The following is a 22,436-nucleotide window of genomic DNA, read 5'->3' as shown; positions in this document are numbered from 1 at the left end:
TAGCGCCATCCGGCACAACGTTCTTACTCGTCCAGCAGCACCACTTTACCAACATACGGCAGATGGCGATAACGCTGAGCATAGTCAATGCCGTAACCCACAACGAACTCATCCGGGATCGAGAAACCGATAAACTCAACCGGGACGTCAACCTCACGGCGAGACGGCTTATCCAGCAGCGTACAAATCGCCAGAGACTTTGGCTCACGCAGGCTCAGGATTTCCCGTACTTTCGACAGCGTATTCCCGGAATCGATAATATCTTCGACAATCAGCACATCCTTGCCACGGATATCTTCATCCAGGTCCTTGAGAATTTTCACATCGCGAGTGGTGGACATGCCGCTACCGTAGCTGGAGGCGGTCATAAAATCGACTTCATGAGACACCTGTACCTCGCGGCACAGATCCGCCATAAACATAAATGAGCCACGCAGCAGACCTACCAGCACCATGTCACTGCCGCTGTCTTTATAACGTTCAGTAATCTGACGACCCAGTTCGGCAATGCGCGCTTTGATCTCCGCTTCGGGGATCATTACTTCTACAGTATGTTTCATATCTCTAACCATATGATTTAAAAACAAATCACTTCATGCCTGCTCTTGATAAGACAGCATCGAAGCGCAAGGCACGCAGTATACCAGCAAAAGTATTTATTCGCGGCATCTGTTAATAAAGCTCATTTTGTGATGACGGTCACACTTGTTAAATCCTATAATTAATTGCTACTAAAAAATTAACAAATTGAGATGGTATCTTTTTATGGCAAATAACAACGCAAAAGCGCCACGGCTTCTCGTGACGCTGACAGCCCTCTTCGCTGCACTCTGCGGGCTGTATCTGCTGATCGGCGGCGGCTGGCTGGTCGCCATCGGCGGCTCCTGGTACTACCCGATTGCGGGCATCGTCATGCTTGGCGTCGCCGGGCTATTGTGGCGCAGCAAGCGTTCCGCGCTGTGGCTGTATGCCGCCCTGCTCCTCGCCACTATGATCTGGGGCGTATGGGAAGTCGGCTTCGACTTCTGGGCGCTGACCCCGCGTAGCGACATTCTGGTCTTCTTCGGCATCTGGCTGATTTTACCGTTTGTCTGGCATCGCCTGAGCGTCCCTTCCAGCGGCGCTGTCAGCGCGCTGGTGGTTGCCCTGCTGATAAGCGGCGGCATCCTCACCTGGGCTGGCTTCAACGACCCGCAAGAGATCAACGGTACGCTAAGCGCGGACGCGGTGCCTGCCGAACCGATCTCTCCGGTAGCGGACCAGGACTGGCCTGCCTATGGCCGCAATCAGGAAGGACAGCGCTACTCCCCGCTGAAGCAGATCACTGCTGATAACGTCCACAACCTGAAAGAGGCATGGGTGTTCCGTACCGGCGATCTGAAGCAGCCGAACGATCCGGGTGAAATCACCAACGAAGTGACCCCGATTAAAGTCGGCGATACGCTGTATCTGTGTACCGCCCACCAGCGTCTGTTTGCGCTGGACGCGGCGAGCGGGAAAGAGAAGTGGCATTTCGACCCGCAGCTCAATACCGATCCCAGCTTCCAGCATGTCACCTGTCGTGGCGTCTCCTATCATGAAGCCACGACCGATAATGCCTCGCCGGATGTCGTTTCAGACTGCCCACGCCGCATTATTCTGCCGGTGAACGATGGCCGTATTTTCGCCCTCAACGCGGACAACGGCAAGCTGTGCGAATCCTTTGCCAACAACGGCATTCTGAACCTGCAAACCAATATGCCGGTCACTACGCCGGGCATGTATGAACCCACATCACCGCCGGTCGTGACCGACAAGGTGATCGTCATTGCAGGCGCCGTCACCGATAACTTCTCTACCCGCGAGCCGTCCGGGGTTATTCGCGGCTTTGACGTGAACAGCGGTAAACTGCTGTGGGCATTCGATCCCGGTGCGAAAGACCCGAACGCGATCCCGTCGGATGAGCACCACTTCACGCCAAACTCGCCAAACTCCTGGGCGCCAGCCGCGTATGACGCGAAGCTGGATTTGGTCTATCTGCCGATGGGCGTCACCACCCCGGATATCTGGGGCGGCAACCGTACGCCGGAGCAGGAGCGCTATGCCAGCTCGATCCTGGCGCTCAATGCAACGACCGGTAAACTGGCCTGGAGCTATCAGACCGTTCATCACGATCTGTGGGATATGGATATGCCGTCCCAGCCGACGCTGGCGGATATCACTGTGAAAGGGCAAACCGTTCCGGTCATCTACGCTCCGGCAAAAACCGGTAATATTTTCGTGCTGGACCGTCGCAATGGTCAGCTTGTGGTGCCTGCCCCGGAAAAACCGGTGCCGCAGGGCGCGGCCAAAGGGGATTACGTCACCAAAACGCAGCCGTTCTCTGATTTGAGCTTCCGTCCGACGAAAGACCTGACCGGTGCGGATATGTGGGGCGCCACCATGTTCGATCAGCTGGTGTGCCGCGTGATGTTCCATCAGATGCGTTATGAAGGGATCTTTACTCCGCCATCAGAGAAAGGCACGCTGGTCTTCCCGGGCAACCTTGGTATGTTCGAATGGGGCGGCATTTCCGTCGATCCGAACCGTCAGGTGGCGATTGCCAACCCGATGGCGCTGCCGTTTGTCTCTAAACTGATCCCACGCGGCCCGGGTAATCCGATGGAGCCGCCGGAAGATGCCAAAGGCACCGGTTCGGAATCGGGTATTCAGCCGCAGTATGGCGTACCGTATGGCGTGACGCTGAATCCGTTCCTGTCGCCGTTTGGTCTACCGTGTAAACAGCCTGCCTGGGGTTACATCTCCGCGCTGGATCTGAAAACCAACGAAGTTGTCTGGAAAAAACGTATTGGTACGCCGCAGGACAGCATGCCGTTCCCGATGCCGTTTAAAGTGCCGTTCAATATGGGGATGCCAATGCTGGGCGGCCCAATCTCTACCGCTGGCAACGTGCTGTTTATTGCCGCGACCGCAGATAACTACCTGCGCGCTTACAACATGAGCAATGGTGAAAAACTGTGGGAAGGCCGTCTGCCCGCAGGCGGTCAGGCAACGCCGATGACGTATGAAGTCAACGGTAAGCAGTACGTCGTGATTTCCGCCGGGGGTCACGGTTCGTTCGGGACGAAGATGGGCGACTATATTGTCGCGTACGCTCTGCCTGACGACGCGCAGTAACGTTTATGCCGGATGGCGGCTTCGCCTTATCCGGCCTACAGGATGCTCATTTTACTGTAGGCCGGATAAGCGTCAGTGCCATCCGGCATGTTTATACCGTAAAACCGAAACTGTAGGCCGGATAAGCGTCAGCGCTATCCGGCATGTTTATACCGTAAAACCGAGACTGTAGGCCGGATAAGCGCCAGCGCCATCCGGCATGTTTATACCGTAAAGCCAAGCATCATGCCTGTATCTTCATGCTCCAGCAGATGGCAGTGCGCCATGTAAGCATGTTCTTGCGATGCCTCGTGATCAAACTTCACCAGCACCTCGCTGATCCCGCCTTCAACCCGCACCGTATCCTTCCAGCCTGCGCGATGCGCCGCCGGAGCGCTGCCGTTTTCCGACAGGATGCGGAACTGCGTACCATGAATATGGAACGGATGCAGCATCATGTCGCCTTCGCCGGAAATAACCCAGCGCTCATACTGCTCTTTGGCGGCGGCAAACATCGGTGTCGTCATATCAAACGCCTGGCCGTTGATCTTATTGGCATTGTGGAAATCGAACTTCCCGCCGTGGTTCATATGCCCACCACTACCGTGATTCATATGCCCCATCATCTGCCCATGATCCATTCCCGCCATCGCCCGATCGCCATACTTTTGCATCAGCATCTGCATACCCATCATGTCGAGCATCGGGTCCATCGACAGTTGCAGTTTTCGCTGCGTCAGGCCATCAAGAGAAGGCAATGCAGGCATCGTGGTCAGCGTATCCGGCAAAGTGCCGGAGGCCGTGACCGCCAGCGGCTGAATATGCATAACCGGGTGCGGTTTATCAAACGGCGCGATCGTCATCCCCATCTGGCTGACGGGCAGCGTCATCAACTCAAACGCTTTGCCGTCGCTGATGTCGATAAGCACTTCGAAACGCTCCCCCATTAACATGGGCAGTGCGTTTACCTTCACCGGCTCCGCCAGCAGGCCGCCATCGCTGGCGATAACATACAGCGGGCGGTTGTCGCTGGTGGCGATGTTCAGTGAACGCGCGTTGCAGCCATTCAGCAGGCGCAGACGCAGCCAGCCTTTTGGCGCAGCATGTTGCGGATAAATCGCCCCGTTGGTCAGCAGCGTGTCGCCAAACCACCCGACGGCGGCGGTCATCATATCCAGCTGATAATTGATTTGTCCGTCAGGGGAAAACTGTTTGTCCTGAATAATCACCGGCACATCGTCTATCCCCCACTGTTTCGGCAGGAGCAGTTTGCCAATGTCTTCATCTTCAATCAGTACCAGGCCCGCCAGTCCCATCGCCACCTGACGACCGGTTTTCCCATGCTGATGAGGGTGGAACCAGCAGGTTGCCGCACGCTGTTCAGGCGTGAAGGTGACGGAGCGCTTGCCGCCCGCCGCAATCACCCCCTGCGGGCCGCCGTCCACCTCGCCGGGAACTTCCAGCCCATGCCAGTGCAGCGTCGTCTCCTCGGCAAGCTGGTTATGAATATCCACGGTAATACGCTGACCTTTGCGCAGCTTAAGCGCCGGCCCGAGTAGCGTGCCGTTGTAACCCCAGGTCGTTGCCGTTTTACCCGCGAAGGTCGACTGTCCGGCTTTGACAATCAGCGAAATGTGATTGCGTGCGTCGGCGGTTAAAAGATCGGGAATGGGTAACGCGGGACGTTCCGCAGCAAACACGGCGCGGCTCCACAACGGCAGTGCCGATGCGACCCCAAGCGCCACAGAATATTTTAAGAAATCACGACGTTGCATAATCACTTCCTTATTTTCAACCGGCGGGACGCAGTCTGACCTTTGAGCATAGACCCTCCCCTTACGGGAAGGTCAAGTCACAGACGCCCGTCGGATACAATAATAAATGTCGTCGCCTCGCCCGCAGTGTGCTAACGTTTAATTTCCGTGATGCAGTGGTAGAAGCAATGAAGACGTTTTTCAGAACAGTGTTGTTCGGCAGCCTGATGGCCGTATGCGCAAACAGCTATGCGCTCAGTGAATCCGAAGCCGAAGATATGGCAGATTTAACGGCGGTGTTCGTCTTTCTGAAAAATGACTGCGGCTACCAGAATCTCCCGAACGGTCAGATTCGTCGCGCACTGGTCTTTTTTGCCCAGCAAAACCAGTGGGACCTCAGCAATTACGACTCCTTCGACATGAAATCCCTCGGTGAAGACAGCTACCGCGATCTGAGCGGCATCGGTATTCCCGTCGCCAAAAAATGCAAAGCGCTGGCGCGCGATTCCCTGAGTTTGCTGGCCTACGTAAAATAACTCGCGTTATACCCAACGGATACCTTATTGCTGAAATAATGACCGTGCATCATCGGTCATTGTTAGCTATTATGTTGCGCCCATTTTTTACGGGTGTTAACAATGGAGGTATCAGCCAATGGCCGAAAATACGAAGTGGCATGAAACGCTACACGACCAGTTTGGTCAGTACTTTGCCGTGGACAACGTGCTGTATCACGAGAAAACCGATCACCAGGATCTGATTATTTTCGAGAACGCCGCGTTTGGCCGCGTAATGGCGCTGGACGGCGTGGTGCAAACCACCGAGCGCGATGAGTTTATCTATCACGAGATGATGACCCACGTTCCGCTGCTGGCGCACGGCCACGCGAAACATGTGCTGATCATCGGCGGCGGCGACGGCGCAATGCTGCGTGAAGTGACACGGCATAAAAATGTCGAAACCATCACGATGGTGGAGATCGACGCAGGCGTGGTCTCTTTCTGCCGTCAGTATCTGCCGAATCACAACGCAGGCAGCTATGACGATCCGCGTTTTAATCTGGTGATCGACGATGGCGTTAACTTCGTGAATCAGACCAGCCAGACCTTTGATGTGATCATCTCCGACTGTACCGATCCGATCGGCCCCGGCGAGAGTCTGTTCACCTCAACCTTCTATGAAGGTTGCAAGCGCTGTCTGAATCCTGGCGGGATCTTTGTCGCACAGAACGGCGTCTGCTTCCTGCAACAGGATGAAGCCATTGACAGCCACCGCAAGCTCAGCCATTACTTTGGCGATGTCAGCTTCTACCAGGCAGCCATTCCGACCTACTACGGCGGCATTATGACCTTCGCGTGGGCGACGGACAATGACGCGCTGCGCCACCTGTCGACCGAGATTATTCAGGCGCGTTTCCATACCTCCGGCCTGAAATGCCGTTACTACAATCCGTCTGTTCACACGGCAGCTTTTGCCTTACCTCAGTATTTGCAAGACGCGCTCGCAACACCGTCGTCCTAAGGAGAAGATAAGAAATTGAAAAAACTGAAACTGCATGGCTTTAATAATCTGACCAAAAGTCTGAGTTTTTGTATTTACGATATCTGCTACGCCAAAACCGCAGAAGAGCGCGATGGTTACATTGCCTATATCGATGAACTCTATAACGCCAATCGCCTGACGGAAATTCTGTCAGAGACGTGCTCCATCATCGGCGCGAATATCCTGAATATCGCCCGCCAGGATTATGAACCCCAGGGCGCCAGCGTCACTATTCTGGTAAGCGAAGAGCCGGTCGACCCGCAGCTTATCGACAAAACAGAGCATCCCGGCCCGCTGCCCGAGGCCGTCGTCGCCCATCTGGATAAGAGCCATATCTGCGTGCATACCTACCCGGAAAGCCACCCGGAAGGCGGATTGTGCACCTTCCGCGCCGACATTGAAGTTTCGACCTGCGGCGTGATTTCCCCGCTGAAGGCGCTGAATTACCTGATCCACCAGTTAGAGTCCGATATCGTCACCATCGACTACCGCGTGCGTGGGTTTACCCGCGACGTCAACGGCATGAAACACTTTATCGATCATGAGATTAATTCCATTCAGAACTTTATGTCCGACGACATGAAGTCGCTGTATGACATGGTGGATGTGAACGTGTATCAGGAAAATATCTTCCATACCAAGATGCTGCTTAAAGAGTTCGATCTTAAGCACTACATGTTCCACACTAAACCGGAAGATCTGACGGAAACCGAGCGCAAAGAGATTACCGCTGCGCTGTGGAAAGAGATGCGCGAGATTTACTACGGCCGCAATATCCCTGCGGTATAAGCGTAACGGCGGAGCACGGAGGCTCCACCGTATTTAGCGTTGTTGAATGAAATGACGGTAAGCCGCAACAACCTGAAGAAAGTCCTCCACGCCGCAGAGCGATAAGCTCTCTTCGTCGTAGTAGTTCATCCCCTCTTCCATTTCGTCGCCGGTAAACTCCAGTTGATTAGCGCGAACCATCACCTCTTCGCCATCCATCCAGAGCGTATATTCATGTCCCGCCCGTTGCCAGGAACGCTCACTGCCCTTTAGCGCACGCGCCGCTTGTTCCACTTCATCAAGCAAGGCCAGGTTCTCTTTCACTTCTTCGTTAAACCAGTGCCCCACCACCTCGTGGCCCATGGACATTCGCACTTTTACCACTCCGGTAATATCGCGCAGAAATTCGTAATCCATAATGTGTTCCTCTGCTCCCGGCAATGCGCCATTACCGCATTGCGCCCATGCTGTAATTATCGCAGCACAACGGAAGAAAAAAAGCGGAACGGGCGGAAGGAATAGAAATAAAAATGCCCGGTGACGCAAGGTTCACCGGGCATTGATGCGTTTTTACGCAGAACAGGTCGGAGCCGTTACACCGCGGTCTGGAAAATCACGCCGTCGGCTTTCTCGGTGTACTGGGAAAGCTGATCGAAGTTCAGATAACGGTAGGTATCCACGGCGGTTTTATCCACCTGCGCAACGTAGGTCTGGTACTCTTCCGGCGTCGGCAGTTTGCCGATCAGCGCCGCAACCGCCGCCAGTTCCGCAGAAGCCAGATAGACGTTCGCCCCGGTTCCCAGACGGTTCGGGAAGTTACGGGTTGAGGTAGAAACAACCGTCGCCCCGTCAGCCACACGCGCCTGGTTCCCCATGCACAGTGAACAGCCTGGAATTTCAATCCGCGCGCCGCTCTTACCAAAGACGCTATAGTAGCCCTCTTCGGTCAACTGCGCGGCATCCATACGGGTTGGCGGCGCCACCCACAGGCGGGTCGGCAGCTGGCCTTTGTGCGCATCCAGCAGTTTACCTGCCGCACGGAAGTGACCGATGTTGGTCATACAGGAACCGATAAAGACTTCGTCAATCTTCTCGCCCTGCACATCAGACAGCAGACGCGCATCGTCAGGATCGTTCGGCGCGCAGAGGATCGGCTCTTTGATATCAGCCAGATCGATCTCGATCACCGCCGCATAATCGGCATCCGCGTCCGCTTCCAGCAACTGCGGGTCCGCCAGCCATTTTTCCATGCCCTGAATACGGCGCTCCAGGGTGCGGCGATCGCCGTAACCTTCCGCGATCATCCACTTCAGCAGAACGATGTTGGAGTTCAGGTACTCGATGATCGGCTCTTTGTTGAGCTTAATGGTACAGCCTGCCGCAGAACGCTCCGCAGAGGCATCGGTCAGCTCAAACGCCTGTTCCACTTTCAGGTCCGGCAACCCTTCGATTTCCAGAATGCGGCCAGAGAAGATGTTTTTCTTACCTTTCTTCTCAACGGTCAGCAGACCCTGTTTGATCGCGTACAGCGGGATCGCGTGTACCAGATCGCGCAGGGTGATACCCGGCTGCATTTTGCCTTTGAAGCGCACCAGCACTGATTCCGGCATATCCAGCGGCATGACGCCGGTCGCCGCCGCAAATGCCACCAGGCCAGAACCCGCCGGGAAGGAGATGCCAATCGGGAAACGGGTATGGGAGTCGCCGCCGGTACCAACGGTATCCGGCAGCAGCATACGGTTCAGCCAGGAGTGGATTACGCCATCGCCCGGACGCAGAGAGACGCCGCCACGGTTCATGATGAAATCCGGCAGCGTGTGGTGCGTAGTTACGTCAACCGGCTTCGGATACGCCGCAGTATGGCAGAAAGACTGCATCACCAGGTCAGACGAGAAGCCCAGGCACGCCAGGTCTTTCAGTTCGTCACGGGTCATTGGGCCAGTGGTATCCTGAGAGCCTACGGAGGTCATTTTCGGTTCGCAGTAAGCGCCCGGACGGATACCGGCAACGCCGCAGGCGCGGCCCACCATCTTCTGCGCCAGCGAGTAGCCGCGAGCGCTTTCCGCCACGTCTTTCGCCTGACGGAACACATCGCTGTGCGGCAGACCCAGCGCTTCACGCGCTTTGGTGGTCAGGCCGCGACCGATGATCAACGGAATACGACCGCCCGCGCGCACTTCGTCGATCAGCACGTCGGTTTTCAGTTCAAAGCTCGCCAGCAGTTCGCCGGTTTCGTGATGGCGGACTTCACCTTTGTACGGGTAAACGTCAATCACATCGCCCATGTTCAGGTTATTCACGTCCACTTCAATGGGCAGCGCGCCCGCATCTTCCATCGTGTTAAAGAAGATAGGCGCAATTTTGCCGCCAAGACACAGACCGCCGCCGCGTTTGTTCGGCACATTCGGGATGTCATCGCCCATGAACCACAACACGGAGTTGGTAGCGGATTTACGCGAAGAACCGGTGCCGACAACGTCGCCCACGTAGGCTAACGGATAGCCTTTTTGCTGCAACGCTTCGATCTGTTTGATCGGCCCCACCACGCCAGGCTGATCCGGCTCAATGCCTTCACGGGCGTTTTTCAGCATCGCCAGCGCGTGCAGCGGAATGTCCGGGCGAGACCAGGCATCTGGCGCCGGAGAGAGGTCGTCGGTGTTGGTTTCACCGGTCACTTTAAAGACGGTAACGGTGATTTTTTCAGCCAGAGCAGGACGGTTCAGGAACCATTCGGCATCGGCCCAGGACTGCATCACCTGCTTCGCATATTCGTTGCCCGCTTTGGCTTTTTCTTCTACATCGTAGAAGTTGTCGAACATCAGCAGAGTATGAGACAGCGCTTTGGCGGCAATCGGCGCCAGTTTGGCATCGTCCAGCGCGTCAATCAGCGGATGAATGTTGTAACCACCCTGCATGGTGCCCAGCAGTTCAATGGCTTTTTCTGGAGTAACCAGCGGGGAGGTGGTGTCGCCTTTCGCGACGGCAGCGAGAAAGCCCGCTTTTACATAGGCGGCTTCATCGACGCCAGGGGGAACGCGGTTGATTAACAGGTCTAACAGGAATTCTTCTTCGCCCACAGGCGGGGTCTTCAGCAGCTCGACAAGTGCGGCCATTTGGGTTGCATCTAAGGGTTTGGGCACAATCCCAAGGGCGGCACGCTCAGCTACGTGCTTACGGTATTCTTCTAGCACGACGGTTCTCCTCGCTCTCATTGTCATAGTGCGGCGCTTTTGTATATGGGCGATTCTCTTCACGCTCCTGTGAGACAGCAGTTTGTAGGGTAAATGCCCGATACCGCAACGGGCAGAATAGCAGGATTTTAGTGGGGTGTTAATCTGTTTACAAAAAAGCAACATAAAAAAGTGGCTGAATCGTTACGCATGGTCTATTGCCCTTCGCCTTTTCAGGAAAGAGACATTTTCCCCTGTAACGTTTGCTCACATTATTTCGAACGCTAATCATCACCTGACGGTAGCGATCCCAATATTAGTCAAAAATTAAACTCCCGCCGCCCTATACTCACGCAACACCGCACCCGCTGGCGGCAGGCATAATGACCATGACGATTCTTCAGGAATCGGGAGAGATAAAATGACGTTGCCCTTTAAGCCCCATGTAATTGCGCTGGTATGCAGCGCAGGGTTATTTGCCGCTTCGGGTGTGTTGTATGTAAAAAGCCGCACGCCCGAAGCCCCGCTTCAACCCGCGCCCGTTGCCGTGCAGCCGCAGCCGACCGCCGCCGCGGAACCTGAAACAAAAGCCGCGTTTACCGCAGCGCAAATCGATCAATGGGTCGCCCCGATAGCGCTCTACCCTGACTCACTGCTTTCTCAGGTGCTGATGGCCGCCACCTATCCGGCGAACGTGGTTCAGGCGGTGCAGTGGTCGCATGACAACCCAACCCTGCAAGGCGACGCGGCGATACAGGCCGTCTCCGGTCAGCCCTGGGACCCGAGCGTGAAATCACTGGTGGCGTTTCCCCAGTTGATGGCGCTGATGGGCGAAAACCCAACGTGGGTGCAAAACCTTGGCGACGCTTTTCTGGCCCAGCCGCAGGACGTCATGGACGCGGTGCAACGGCTGCGTTTACTGGCGCAGCAAACCGGCTCGCTGAAATCCACGCCGCAGCAAACGGTCAGCAGCACGCCGAAGCAGAGCGCCGCCGCTAACGTACAGAGCACGACGCCGACGGTGATCAAAATTGAGCCCGCCGATCCACAGGTCGTCTATGTTCCCAACTATAATCCCGCGACCGTTTACGGCGCCTGGCCGAACACCGCTTACCCGCCCGTGTATCTGCCGCCGCCTCCCGGACAGCAATTCGCCGACAGTTTCGTGAAAGGCTTTGGTTATAGCCTCGGCGTTGCCACCACCTACGCGTTGTTCAGCAGCATCGACTGGGACGACGATCATCATCACCACGACGATGACCATCACCACCACGATGATAACGACCATCACGGCGGCAATGGCTACCAGCACAACGGGGATAACATCAATATCAATGTGAATAACTTCAATCACATTACCGGGCAAAATCTCAAAGGGCAGACAATGGCCTGGCAGCACAACCCGGCGTATCGCAACGGCGTGCCCTATCAGAACAACGCGGTGTCCCAACGTTTTCATCAAACCGATGTCAGCGGCGGGTTAAGCGCTACTCAACAGACGCCAGCCTCCCGCGACGGCCAGCGTCAGGCGGCGATGGCGCAATTCCAGCAGCATAGCCACGCGTCTCCCGCCACGCGAACCCAACCACCTGGCGCGACGTCCCGCGATGCTCAGCGCAAAGCGGCCTCGCAGCAGCTAAACCAGATTGCCCAGCGGAATAACTATCGCGGCTACGACACCCGGCAAGACAGCGTTCGCAGGGAGTCAGCTCAGTCACATTCACTGTCACAGCAGCAACGGGAGAGCGTTCACCAGCGCGTCGCATCCGCCACGCCGCAGCAGCGTCAGACCTTCCGGCAGAACCATGCCAATGTGTTCAGCGGTAACGACAGCCGTTCGCCCTCCTGGCAATCTCAGCAGCAGCGCGGCCAGCAGAGTCGTCACGTCGGCAATCTCAATACTGAACAGCGTGCCGCTGCGCGTGAACACCTTTCCGAGCGCCATGAATTTCGCCGTCGTTAACCGGAGTCGATGATGAAAAAAATCCTGTTAAGCACCCTGCTGCTGTCGCTGCCATTGTTGAGCTACGCGCAACAACGCTTCCCTTCGCCTGACGACGCGGCAACGGCGTTCGCGACCGCAGTCGCCACGCAAAACGAGGCGCAGTTGACGGCGCTATTGGGCGATAACTGGCGACAGTTTCTGCCGCAGGAAGGCGCCGACCCCGAAGCCGTTGCTCGCTTTAACCGCGACTGGAAAATCAGCCACCGTATCGTGCAGCAAGGCGATACCGCGCACCTGAACGTCGGGCGCGACGAGTGGCAACTGCCTGTACCGATGATGAAAGATGCTGATGGCTGGCATTTTGATATGGCGGCCGCACAGGACGAGATCCTCACCCGCGCCATCGGCCGCAATGAACTGTCGGCGATAGAAGCGATGCGCGCCTATGTGGATGCCCAATACGATTACTGGCAACGCAAACAGAGGTTCGCGACAAAACTCATCAGTAGCAAAGGTCAGCAGGATGGACTGTACTGGCCGGCACAACCCGGCGAGATGCCCAGCCCGTTAGGCCCGGCATTCAGTCCTTCGGCACCCGGTGAGGGTTATCACGGCTACCATTTCCGCATTATTCCCGATAGCGAAAAGGACGGTTTCGCCCTGCTGGCCTGGCCGGTAATTTGGGGGAAGACGGGCGTCATGAGCTTTATGGTGAATCAGGACGATAAGGTGTATCAGGCGAACCTGGGAAGAGAGACGGAGAAGAACGTCGCGAAAATCAATAAATTCAATGCCGATGCCCACTGGCAGACCGTTGAGTAAAAGCGGTTATCAAAGATTACAGGCCGGATAAGGCGTTGATGCCGCCATCCGGCAAAACCCGGGGCAGGATTTGACCCAATAAAAAAGCGGCCGCTAAGCCGCTTTTTCTTTATCCACTCAGAAGATTATTTCTTCTTCGCTTTCGGGTTCGGCAGGTCGGTGATGCTGCCTTCGAACACTTCGGCTGCCAGGCCAACGGACTCGTGCAGAGTCGGGTGAGCGTGGATAGTCAGCGCGATGTCTTCAGCATCACAGCCCATCTCGATCGCCAGACCGATTTCGCCCAGCAGCTCGCCGCCGTTGGTGCCGACAATCGCACCACCGATAACACGGTGAGACTCTTTGTCGAAAATCAGCTTGGTCATACCGTCTGCGCAGTCAGAAGCGATAGCACGGCCAGATGCAGCCCACGGGAAGGTGGCGGTTTCGTAGCTGATGCCTTTCTCTTTCGCTTCTTTCTCCGTCAGACCTACCCATGCAACTTCTGGCTCAGTGTAGGCGATGGACGGAATAACTTTCGGATCGAAGTAGTGTTTCTTACCGGCGATAACTTCAGCGGCAACGTGACCTTCGTGAACACCTTTGTGCGCCAGCATCGGCTGACCGACGATATCGCCGATAGCAAAGATGTGCGGTACGTTAGTGCGCAGCTGTTTGTCTACGCGGATGAAGCCACGGTCGTCAACTTCTACGCCAGCCTTGCCAGCATCGAGGTTTTTACCGTTCGGCACACGGCCGATAGCCACCAGCACCGCATCGTAACGCTGTGCTTCTGCTGGTGCTTTTTTGCCTTCCATGGAAACGTAAATACCGTCTTCTTTCGCTTCAACGGCAGTCACTTTGGTTTCCAGCATCAGGTTGAATTTCTTGCCGATGCGTTTGGTGAAGACTTTAACGATGTCTTTGTCAGCCGCCGGGATAACCTGGTCGAACATTTCAACCACGTCGATCTCTGAACCCAGCGCATGGTACACCGTACCCATTTCCAGACCAATGATACCGCCGCCCATAACCAGCAGACGTTTCGGTACGGATTTCAGTTCCAGTGCGTCGGTGGAGTCCCAGACGCGCGGATCTTCGTGCGGAATAAACGGCAGTTGGATCGGACGGGAACCTGCTGCAATAATCGCGTTGTCGAAGTTGATCACGGTTTTGCCGTTCTCGCCTTCCACTTCCAGGGTGTTGGCCCCGGTGAATTTACCCAGACCGTTTACCACTTTCACTTTACGGCCTTTCGCCATGCCAGCCAGACCGCCGGTCAGCTGAGTGATAACTTTCTCTTTCCAGGTACGAATTTTGTCGATATCGGTTTTCGGCTCGCCAAAAACGATACCGTGTTCAGCCAGTGCTTTGGCTTCTTCGATAACTTTTGCTACGTGCAGAAGAGCTTTAGAAGGGATACAGCCGACGTTCAGACAAACACCGCCGAGGGTGTTGTAACGTTCTACGATTACGGTTTCCAGACCTAAATCAGCGCAACGGAAGGCAGCAGAGTAACCTGCCGGGCCTGCCCCAAGTACCACGACCTGAGTTTTGATTTCAGTACTCATCATGACCTCTTAATTTATTCCCGGCGATCCCTGGTCTTGTCGCCCATCATCCACCGGGTCGTTCTATCCGCCCGTATTTTACAAAATTGTTAACAATTTTGAAACAACAAACGGCAACCGATTTGTCTTTCGCACGATAACCTCACTCACTTCATGAGATTACCAGAAAAAAGCCGGCCGTCAGGCCGACTTTTTTGCTTGCTTACATCACCAGACGGCGAATGTCAGACAGCGTGTTGTTGATGATGGTGATAAAGCGAGCACCATCAGCACCGTCAATCACGCGGTGGTCGAAGGAGAGAGAAATCGGCATCATCAGACGCGGAGTAAACTCTTTACCATTCCACACCGGTTCCATTGCGGACTTAGAAACGCCGAGGATAGCCACTTCCGGCGCGTTCACAATCGGCGCGAAGTGGGTGGTGCCCAGGCCGCCGATGCTGGAGATAGTGAAGCAACCGCCCTGCATTTCGCCAGCGGTCAGCTTACCATCACGCGCTTTCTTAGAGATGGTCGTCAGTTCACGGGACAGCTCAGTAATGCTCTTCTTGTTCACATCTTTGAACACCGGAACAACCAGACCGTTCGGCGTGTCAACCGCAACACCAATGTTGATGTACTTCTTCAACGTCAGGCGCTGACCGTCTTCAGACAGAGAGCTGTTGAAGCGCGGCATCTGTTCCAGAGCAGCGGCAACGGCTTTCATGATGAAGACCACTGGCGTGAATTTCACGTCCAGCTTACGTTTTTCAGCTTCCGCATTCTGCTGCTTACGGAACGCTTCCAGATCGGTGATATCCGTTTTGTCGAAGTGCGTAACGTGCGGGATCATCACCCAGTTACGGCTCAGGTTAGCACCAGAGATTTTCTGGATGCGGCCCAGTTCAACTTCTTCCACTTCACCAAACTTGCTGAAGTCCACTTTCGGCCACGGCAGCAGACCTGGCAGAGAACCGCCGGTTGCGCCCGCTGGCGCGGATTCAGCGCGCTTGATAGCGTCTTTCACGTAAGCCTGAACGTCTTCGCGCAGGATACGACCTTTACGGCCAGTACCCTTCACTTTCGCCAGGTTAACGCCGAACTCGCGCGCCAGGCGGCGAATCAGCGGGGTCGCGTGAACGTAAGCGTCATTTTCAGCAAACTCAGATTTGCCTTCCGCTTTTGCCGCAGGCGCAGCGGCCGGTTTAGCGGCCTGAGCAGGTGCAGCGGCAGGTGCCGGAGCAGCAGCCGGAGCCGCGGCAGGGGCAGCGCCTTCCACTTCGAAGACCATAATCAGAGAGCCGGTAGACACTTTGTCGCCAACGTTAACTTTCAGCTCTTTAACCACGCCCGCGAACGGTGCCGGCACTTCCATAGAGGCTTTGTCGCCTTCTACGGTGATCAGCGACTGTTCAGCTTCCACTTTATCGCCGACTTTAACCATCACTTCGGTGACTTCAACTTCGTCGCCGCCGATGTCCGGTACGTTAACGTCTTTCGCGCCAGCCGCTGCTGCCGGAGCCGCCGCTGCTGGTGCTGCCGCCTGAGCAGGCGCAGCAGCAGGCGCAGCGCCCGCCACTTCGAAGACCATGATCAGAGAGCCGGTAGACACTTTATCGCCAGCGTTGACTTTGATCTCTTTAACCGTACCCGCGAACGGTGCCGGCACTTCCATAGAAGCTTTGTCGCCTTCTACGGTGATCAGCGACTGCTCAGCCGCAACGGTGTCGCCCACTTTCACCAGGATCTCGGTGACTTCAACTTCGTCGCCGCCGATATCCGGTACGTGTACGTCTTTCGCTGCCGCAGCAGCAGGAGCGGCTGCCGGAGCGGCTTCTTTCTTCTCTTCTGCCGGAGCAGGCGCAGCGTCAGCTGCACCGTCGGCGGAATCGAAAATCATGATAAGTGCGCCCGTCGCGGTTTTGTCGCCAACAGAGACTTTAATCTCTTTAACGACGCCCGCCTGCGGCGATGGAACTTCCATAGAGGCCTTGTCGCCTTCTACGGTGATCAGCGACTGTTCAGCTTCAACTTTGTCGCCCACTTTGACCAGGATCTCGGTGATTTCAACTTCATCAGCCCCGATGTCCGGTACGTTGATTTCGATAGCCATTATTCTTTTACCTCTTACGCCAGACGCGGGTTAACTTTATCTGCATCGATGTTGAATTTGGTGATGGCTTCCGCTACCACTTTCTTATCGATTTCGCCACGTTTAGCCAGCTCGCCCAGAGCCGCAACAACCACATAAGATGCATCCACTTCGAAGTGGTGACGCAGGTTCTCACGGCTGTCAGAGCGGCCGAAACCGTCAGTACCCAGTACGCGGTAATCATCAGCCGGTACATAAGTACGAACCTGCTCGGCGAACAGTTTCATATAGTCAGTCGATGCCACTGCCGGCGCGTCGTTCATTACCTGAGCAATGTACGGAACGCGTGGAGTTTCCAGCGGGTGCAGCATGTTCCAGCGCTCACAATCCTGGCCATCACGCGCCAGTTCAGTGAAGGAGGTGACGCTGTAAACGTCAGAACCTACGCCGTAGTCTTTCGCCAGGATCTCTGCTGCTTCGCGAACGTGACGCAGGATAGAACCGGAGCCCAGCAGCTGAACTTTACCTTTCTTACCTTCGAGGGTTTCGAGTTTGTAGATACCTTTACGGATACCTTCCTCAGCACCTTCCGGCATGGCTGGCATGTGGTAGTTTTCGTTCAGCGTGGTGATGTAGTAGTAAACGTTCTCTTGTTTCTCACCGTACATACGCTCCAGACCATCGTGCATGATGACCGCAACTTCGTACGCGTAAGACGGATCGTAAGAGATACAGTTCGGGATAGTCAGAGACTGAATGTGGCTGTGGCCATCTTCGTGCTGCAAACCTTCGCCGTTCAGCGTCGTACGACCGGAAGTACCACCGATCAGGAAGCCGCGCGCCTGTTGGTCACCTGCTGCCCAGCACAGGTCGCCGATACGCTGGAACCCGAACATGGAGTAGTAGATGTAGAACGGGATCATCGGCAGGTTGTTGGTGCTGTAAGAGGTCGCAGCGGCCAGCCAGGAAGAACCTGCGCCCAGCTCGTTGATGCCTTCCTGCAAAATCTGACCTTTCTCGTCTTCTTTGTAGTAAGCAACCTGCTCACGGTCCTGCGGGGTGTACTGCTGGCCGTTCGGGCTGTAAATACCGATCTGACGGAACAGACCTTCCATACCGAAAGTACGCGCTTCGTCAGCGATGATCGGAACCAGACGATCTTTGATCGACTTGTTTTTCAGCATCACGTTCAGGGCACGAACGAAAGCGATAGTGGTGGAGATCTCTTTGTTCTGCTCTTCCAGCAGCGCGCCGAAGTCTTCCAGGGTCGGCAGTTCCAGCTTCTCAGTGAAGTTCGGCTGGCGGCTCGGCAGGTAGCCGTGCAGTTTCTGACGCTGTGCGTGCAGATAAGTGTGCTCTTCAGAACCTTCCGGGAAGGTAATGTACGGCAGTTTTTCGATGTCAGCATCGGATACCGGCACGTTGAAACGATCGCGGACGTAACGAACGCCGTCCATGTTCATTTTCTTAACCTGGTGCGCGATGTTTTTACCTTCGGCAGTGTCACCCATGCCATAACCTTTGATGGTATGGGCCAGGATTACTGTTGCTTTGCCTTTGGTTTCCTGCGCTTTTTTCAGTGCAGCGTAGACTTTCTTCGGATCGTGACCACCACGGTTCAGTGCCCAGATCTGCTCATCAGTCCAGTCAGCAACCAGGGCTGCGGTTTCTGGATATTTACCGAAGAAGTGCTCACGTACGTAAGCGCCATCTTTGGATTTGAAGGTCTGGTAGTCGCCGTCAACGGTTTCGTTCATCAGCTGGATCAGTTTACCGCTGGTGTCTTTACGCAGCAGCTCATCCCAACGACCGCCCCACATCACTTTGATCACGTTCCAGCCAGCGCCGTCAAAGATGCCTTCCAGTTCGTTAACGATCTTGCCGTTACCAGTTACCGGGCCGTCCAGACGTTGCAGGTTACAGTTGATGATGAAGACCAGGTTGTCCAGTTTCTCACGGGTGGCGATGGTGATAGCCCCTTTGGATTCCGGCTCGTCCATCTCGCCGTCGCCCAGGAAAGCGTAAACGGTCTGTTTGGACGTGTCTTTCAGACCACGGTGTTCCAGATATTTCAGGAATTTAGCCTGGTAGATCGCGCCGATTGGGCCCAGCCCCATAGATACGGTCGGGAACTGCCAGAATTCCGGCATCAGTTTCGGGTGCGGGTAGGAAGAGAGGCCTTTGCCATGAACTTCCTGACGGAAGTTGTCCATCTGCTCTTCAGTCAGACGGCCTTCCAGGAATGCGCGTGCATACACGCCCGGGGAGATGTGGCCCTGGAAGTATACCAGGTCGCCGCCATCCTGCTCATTGCGTGCGCGGAAGAAGTGGTTGAAGCAAACATCATAAACGGTTGCGGAAGACTGGAAGGAAGCCATGTGGCCACCCAGTTCGAGGTCTTTTTTAGACGCACGCAGTACGGTCATGATGGCGTTCCAGCGGATAGCTGAACGGATACGACGCTCCAGTTCCAGATTGCCCGGGTATTCCGGTTCATCTTCAACGGCAATAGTGTTTACATAGTTGCTAGCCCCTGCACCTGCCGCTACTTTCACGCCGCCTTTGCGGGCTTCAGAAAGAAGCTGGTCAATCAGATACTGAGCACGCTCAACACCTTCTTCACGGATGACCGATTCGATCGCCTGTAGCCAGTCGCGAGTTTCGATCGGATCCACGTCATTTGGGAAACGTTCTGACATGGGGGTATTCCTTATCTATCTAATACGTTGATTTGTCTGGAACCTGTCCCATTGAGCTTTCGCCAGAAAGCGCAATAAGACAGGTTCTGCGTTTAGTTGCCGCGCGCTATAATTTGCGCTTGATTTACAACATCTTCTGGTTAACGTTCTGCCAGAAAAATCATTAATTCTTTCGTTGCTCCAGACGGCGTAAGGCGCGTTCACGACGGCTTTCCTCACGGCTTCTGTCCAGGAGAATCTCTTCGATAAACGCCAGGTGACGATGCGACGCTTCACGCGCATCGATCGGGTTACCGGCGATGATCGCTTCAAAAATACGGGTGCGATGACTGCTCACCAGCGGAAGCATCTCCCGGCGCGCATACAGCAATTCAAAGTTCTGACGAACGTTTTGCGCCAGCATCGGCTCCATACACCTTAGCAGATGGAGCAGCACCACATTGTGCGCCGCTTCGGTGACAGCGATTTGATACTGGAGAACCGCGTCGGATTCGGCATCCAGATCGCCGGACTGTTGAGCAAGCTCGATAGCATGATGGAGTTCACGAATGCGGGTTTTGTCTTCATCCGTGCTACGCAATGCCGCGTAATAAGCGGCAATGCCTTCCAGCGCATGGCGCGTCTCAAGCAGGTCAAATTGGGATTCAGGATGATCGGAGAGCAGTTCTACCAGTGGGTCGCTAAAGCTCTGCCACAGACTGCTCTGCACAAAAGTTCCGCCGCCCTGGCGACGAAGCAGCAAACCCTTCGCTTCGAGACGTTGGATCGCCTCGCGTAAAGAGGGGCGGGAGACGTCGAACTGTTTAGCCAGTTCACGTTCCGGTGGGAGTTTTTCGCCGGGGCGCAAAGTCCCCTCAAGAATTAAAAACTCCAGCTGCTGCTCAATCACATCGGATAGTTTTGGTTGGCGGATTTTGCTGTAGGCCATGATTTCCTGTCTTAAGCCATTTGCCCGGAGTCAATTGGTCTTACCAATTTCACGTTCGTGACGCTAAAGTAACAAAGTATTCACCTTCTGTCCATACAGGTTTTGATTGAAATCAGTAAACCACGCACATTTTAACAAGATTACAGAAATAACGTTTCAAAGATGTAACTATGCACAAATGTTAAATTTACTCCCCTGGGAGTAGATTTAACGTAATTGAAACGAGGAAAAATTTTATCTGAACCGATTCAACCGCTTATTTAATGCTTTTATATTCACAAATAATGAATAAATATTTATCAGCTAAAGTTTGAGGTGGGAGAGGTGGTATTTACAAATGGTTTCTTTTTATTCAACTCGTCATCGTCCCTTCATAAAGCAGGTGCATTAACGCCCGCATACCATTATTCTTTAGCCGACGAAAGACTTTCGGTAACAATTAAGATTTCATCAGCGTAAACATATTAATACAACAAATGGAATTGCAAACTTACACACGCGTCACTGCGTAGTTCAAAAATAACCACACACGAGGTTTCATGATGGAAGGTCAACAGCATGGCGAGCAGCTAAAGCGCGGTCTTAAAAACCGCCATATCCAGCTAATCGCCCTGGGGGGCGCAATCGGTACCGGGCTGTTTCTGGGCAGCGCATCCGTTATCCAGTCAGCAGGGCCAGGGATTATTCTGGGTTATGCCATCGCGGGCTTTATCGCTTTTCTGATCATGCGTCAGTTAGGTGAAATGGTGGTTGAAGAGCCGGTTGCCGGTTCGTTCAGCCACTTCGCCTATAAATACTGGGGCGGATTTGCAGGCTTCGCTTCCGGCTGGAACTATTGGGTGCTGTATGTGCTGGTTGCGATGGCGGAACTGACGGCGGTCGGGAAATACATTCAGTTCTGGTGGCCTGAAATCCCCACCTGGGTCTCCGCTGCGGCCTTCTTTGTGCTCATCAACGCCATCAACCTGACCAACGTGAAAGTGTTTGGTGAGATGGAGTTCTGGTTTGCCATCATTAAAGTTATCGCAGTGGTGGCGATGATCCTCTTCGGCGGCTGGCTGCTGTTTAGCGGCAACGGCGGCCCGCAGGCGACCGTGCGTAACCTGTGGGAACAGGGCGGCTTTCTGCCGCATGGTTTCACCGGGCTGGTCATGATGATGGCGATTATCATGTTTTCCTTCGGTGGACTGGAGCTGGTCGGGATCACGGCGGCGGAAGCGGACAACCCGGAACAAAGCATTCCGAAAGCGACGAACCAGGTTATCTACCGTATTTTGATTTTCTATATTGGTTCGCTGGCGGTGCTGCTTTCTCTGCTGCCGTGGACGCGCGTAACGGCTGATACCAGCCCGTTCGTCCTGATCTTCCACGAACTGGGTGATACCCTCGTAGCCAACGCGCTGAATATCGTGGTACTGACCGCGGCGCTGTCCGTCTATAACAGCTGCGTATACTGCAACAGCCGTATGCTGTTCGGCCTGGCTCAGCAGGGCAACGCGCCGAAAGTGTTTTTAAGCGTGGATAAACGCGGCGTACCGGTGAACACCATTCTGGTTTCCGCACTGGTTACCGCGCTCTGCGTGCTGATTAACTATATGGCGCCGGACTCGGCATTCGGCTTGCTGATGGCGCTAGTGGTCTCTGCTCTGGTGATCAACTGGGCAATGATCAGCCTCGCGCACATAAAGTTCCGTCGCGCCAAACAGCAGCAGGGAGTGAAAACTCGCTTCCCGGCGCTGTTCTACCCGCTGGGTAACTGGGTCTGCCTGCTGTTTATGGCGGCGGTGCTGGTCATTATGCTGATGACGCCAGGCATGGCCATCTCGGTCTACCTGATTCCGGTGTGGATTGTCATTCTGGGCGTAGGCTATCTGTGTAAACAGAAAACCGCAAAAACCGTTAAAGCGCATTAATCCCCACAGCCCTCACTCGCAAGAGTGAGGGTTGCAACCTGCCTCACATTTTCCTCTGTATAGCCATTTTATCCATATCAGCGGCGTTATCCTGCAACGCAATTACTTCGCTTGCGCAGAATAATTCTCTACATCATCT

Annotated in this window: 15 protein-coding genes; 7 read left to right on the top strand and 8 right to left on the bottom strand. The window is 54.8% G+C overall.

The features are described from left to right. Positions 1–23: 23 nt before the first annotated feature. On the bottom strand, positions 24–560 hold the full coding sequence (gene hpt / locus OGV83_RS21190; RefSeq protein ID WP_024130701.1) for a hypoxanthine phosphoribosyltransferase: 537 nt from the start codon (positions 558–560) through the stop codon (positions 24–26). Positions 561–765: 205 nt separating this feature from the next. Between hpt and OGV83_RS21185 the strand changes: the two genes are divergently transcribed. Then, positions 766–3,156: a glucose/quinate/shikimate family membrane-bound PQQ-dependent dehydrogenase gene (locus OGV83_RS21185; RefSeq protein WP_134769740.1), complete on the top strand. Its 2,391-nt coding sequence runs from the start codon at positions 766–768 to the stop codon at positions 3,154–3,156. A gap of 203 nt (positions 3,157–3,359) precedes the next feature. Here the strand turns inward: OGV83_RS21185 and cueO are convergent, their stop codons facing one another. After that, positions 3,360–4,910, bottom strand: coding sequence for a multicopper oxidase CueO (gene cueO / locus OGV83_RS21180; protein WP_286460381.1), 1,551 nt, complete (start codon positions 4,908–4,910; stop codon positions 3,360–3,362). A 167-nt stretch (positions 4,911–5,077) separates the two neighbouring features. Between cueO and OGV83_RS21175 the strand changes: the two genes are divergently transcribed. The 3 genes from OGV83_RS21175 to speD all read left to right on the top strand — a co-directional run bounded on the left by OGV83_RS21175 (position 5,078) and on the right by speD (position 7,220). Continuing rightward, positions 5,078–5,425 carry a YacC family pilotin-like protein gene (locus OGV83_RS21175; protein ID WP_012134034.1) on the top strand — a complete coding sequence of 116 codons (348 nt, stop codon included), beginning with the start codon at positions 5,078–5,080 and terminating at the stop codon, positions 5,423–5,425. A 118-nt stretch (positions 5,426–5,543) separates the two neighbouring features. Further along, the gene (gene speE / locus OGV83_RS21170; RefSeq protein WP_012134036.1) at positions 5,544–6,410 is read left to right on the top strand and encodes a polyamine aminopropyltransferase; all 867 of its coding nucleotides are present in this window, start codon (positions 5,544–5,546) and stop codon (positions 6,408–6,410) included. Positions 6,411–6,425: 15 nt separating this feature from the next. After that, the gene (gene speD, locus OGV83_RS21165) at positions 6,426–7,220 is read left to right on the top strand and encodes an adenosylmethionine decarboxylase (protein WP_012134037.1); all 795 of its coding nucleotides are present in this window, start codon (positions 6,426–6,428) and stop codon (positions 7,218–7,220) included. 33 nt (positions 7,221–7,253) lie between these two features. Here speD and yacL read toward each other — a convergent pair whose 3' ends face one another. Next, a complete protein-coding gene (gene yacL / locus OGV83_RS21160; RefSeq protein ID WP_012134038.1) occupies positions 7,254–7,616 on the bottom strand; it encodes a protein YacL in 363 nt (120 codons plus the stop codon). A gap of 176 nt (positions 7,617–7,792) precedes the next feature. Beyond that, entirely contained in the window at positions 7,793–10,390 is a 2,598-nt protein-coding gene (acnB, locus tag OGV83_RS21155) for a bifunctional aconitate hydratase 2/2-methylisocitrate dehydratase (protein WP_047458888.1), read from the bottom strand. Positions 10,391–10,790: 400 nt separating this feature from the next. Here acnB and OGV83_RS21150 point away from each other — a divergent pair, with 400 nt between their 5' ends. Both OGV83_RS21150 and OGV83_RS21145 read left to right on the top strand, forming a co-directional pair. Then, complete coding sequence (locus OGV83_RS21150) at positions 10,791–12,332, top strand: DUF3300 domain-containing protein (protein ID WP_286464551.1); 1,542 nt, start codon at positions 10,791–10,793, stop codon at positions 12,330–12,332. 12 nt (positions 12,333–12,344) lie between these two features. Continuing rightward, positions 12,345–13,136, top strand: coding sequence for a DUF2950 family protein (locus tag OGV83_RS21145; protein ID WP_275055897.1), 792 nt, complete (start codon positions 12,345–12,347; stop codon positions 13,134–13,136). 125 nt (positions 13,137–13,261) lie between these two features. Here the strand turns inward: OGV83_RS21145 and lpdA are convergent, their stop codons facing one another. From lpdA to pdhR, 4 genes are all read right to left on the bottom strand, one after another. After that, entirely contained in the window at positions 13,262–14,686 is a 1,425-nt protein-coding gene (gene lpdA, locus OGV83_RS21140) for a dihydrolipoyl dehydrogenase (protein WP_047463778.1), read from the bottom strand. A 202-nt stretch (positions 14,687–14,888) separates the two neighbouring features. Next, a complete protein-coding gene (gene aceF / locus OGV83_RS21135; RefSeq protein WP_047458895.1) occupies positions 14,889–16,778 on the bottom strand; it encodes a pyruvate dehydrogenase complex dihydrolipoyllysine-residue acetyltransferase in 1,890 nt (629 codons plus the stop codon). Between the two features lie 14 nt (positions 16,779–16,792). After that, positions 16,793–19,456, bottom strand: coding sequence for a pyruvate dehydrogenase (acetyl-transferring), homodimeric type (aceE, locus tag OGV83_RS21130; protein WP_012134048.1), 2,664 nt, complete (start codon positions 19,454–19,456; stop codon positions 16,793–16,795). A gap of 163 nt (positions 19,457–19,619) precedes the next feature. Then, positions 19,620–20,384 carry a pyruvate dehydrogenase complex transcriptional repressor PdhR gene (gene pdhR / locus OGV83_RS21125; RefSeq protein ID WP_012134049.1) on the bottom strand — a complete coding sequence of 255 codons (765 nt, stop codon included), beginning with the start codon at positions 20,382–20,384 and terminating at the stop codon, positions 19,620–19,622. 539 nt (positions 20,385–20,923) lie between these two features. Here pdhR and aroP point away from each other — a divergent pair. Beyond that, positions 20,924–22,297: an aromatic amino acid transporter AroP gene (gene aroP / locus OGV83_RS21120; protein ID WP_012134051.1), complete on the top strand. Its 1,374-nt coding sequence runs from the start codon at positions 20,924–20,926 to the stop codon at positions 22,295–22,297. The last annotated feature ends 139 nt before the right edge of the window (positions 22,298–22,436 follow it).

This window comes from Citrobacter sp. CK189 (genome assembly GCF_030333505.1).
Classification (GTDB): domain Bacteria; phylum Pseudomonadota; class Gammaproteobacteria; order Enterobacterales; family Enterobacteriaceae; genus Citrobacter_B; species Citrobacter_B koseri.
This window is presented reverse-complemented; position numbering and strand designations above follow the sequence as displayed.

Excerpts from the sequence above, each read along its gene's own strand:
- OGV83_RS21175 (WP_012134034.1), top strand. The coding sequence starts at position 5,078 with ATGAAGACGTTTTTCAGAACAGTGTTGTTCGGCAGCCTGATGGCCGTA.
- aceF (WP_047458895.1), bottom strand. The coding sequence starts at position 16,778 with ATGGCTATCGAAATCAACGTACCGGACATCGGGGCTGATGAAGTTGAA.
- speE (WP_012134036.1), top strand. The coding sequence starts at position 5,544 with ATGGCCGAAAATACGAAGTGGCATGAAACGCTACACGACCAGTTTGGT.
- pdhR (WP_012134049.1), bottom strand. The coding sequence starts at position 20,384 with ATGGCCTACAGCAAAATCCGCCAACCAAAACTATCCGATGTGATTGAG.
- lpdA (WP_047463778.1), bottom strand. The coding sequence starts at position 14,686 with ATGAGTACTGAAATCAAAACTCAGGTCGTGGTACTTGGGGCAGGCCCG.
- hpt (WP_024130701.1), bottom strand. The coding sequence starts at position 560 with ATGAAACATACTGTAGAAGTAATGATCCCCGAAGCGGAGATCAAAGCG.
- OGV83_RS21145 (WP_275055897.1), top strand. The coding sequence starts at position 12,345 with ATGAAAAAAATCCTGTTAAGCACCCTGCTGCTGTCGCTGCCATTGTTG.
- cueO (WP_286460381.1), bottom strand. The coding sequence starts at position 4,910 with ATGCAACGTCGTGATTTCTTAAAATATTCTGTGGCGCTTGGGGTCGCA.
- yacL (WP_012134038.1), bottom strand. The coding sequence starts at position 7,616 with ATGGATTACGAATTTCTGCGCGATATTACCGGAGTGGTAAAAGTGCGA.
- aroP (WP_012134051.1), top strand. The coding sequence starts at position 20,924 with ATGATGGAAGGTCAACAGCATGGCGAGCAGCTAAAGCGCGGTCTTAAA.
- OGV83_RS21185 (WP_134769740.1), top strand. The coding sequence starts at position 766 with ATGGCAAATAACAACGCAAAAGCGCCACGGCTTCTCGTGACGCTGACA.
- aceE (WP_012134048.1), bottom strand. The coding sequence starts at position 19,456 with ATGTCAGAACGTTTCCCAAATGACGTGGATCCGATCGAAACTCGCGAC.
- OGV83_RS21150 (WP_286464551.1), top strand. The coding sequence starts at position 10,791 with ATGACGTTGCCCTTTAAGCCCCATGTAATTGCGCTGGTATGCAGCGCA.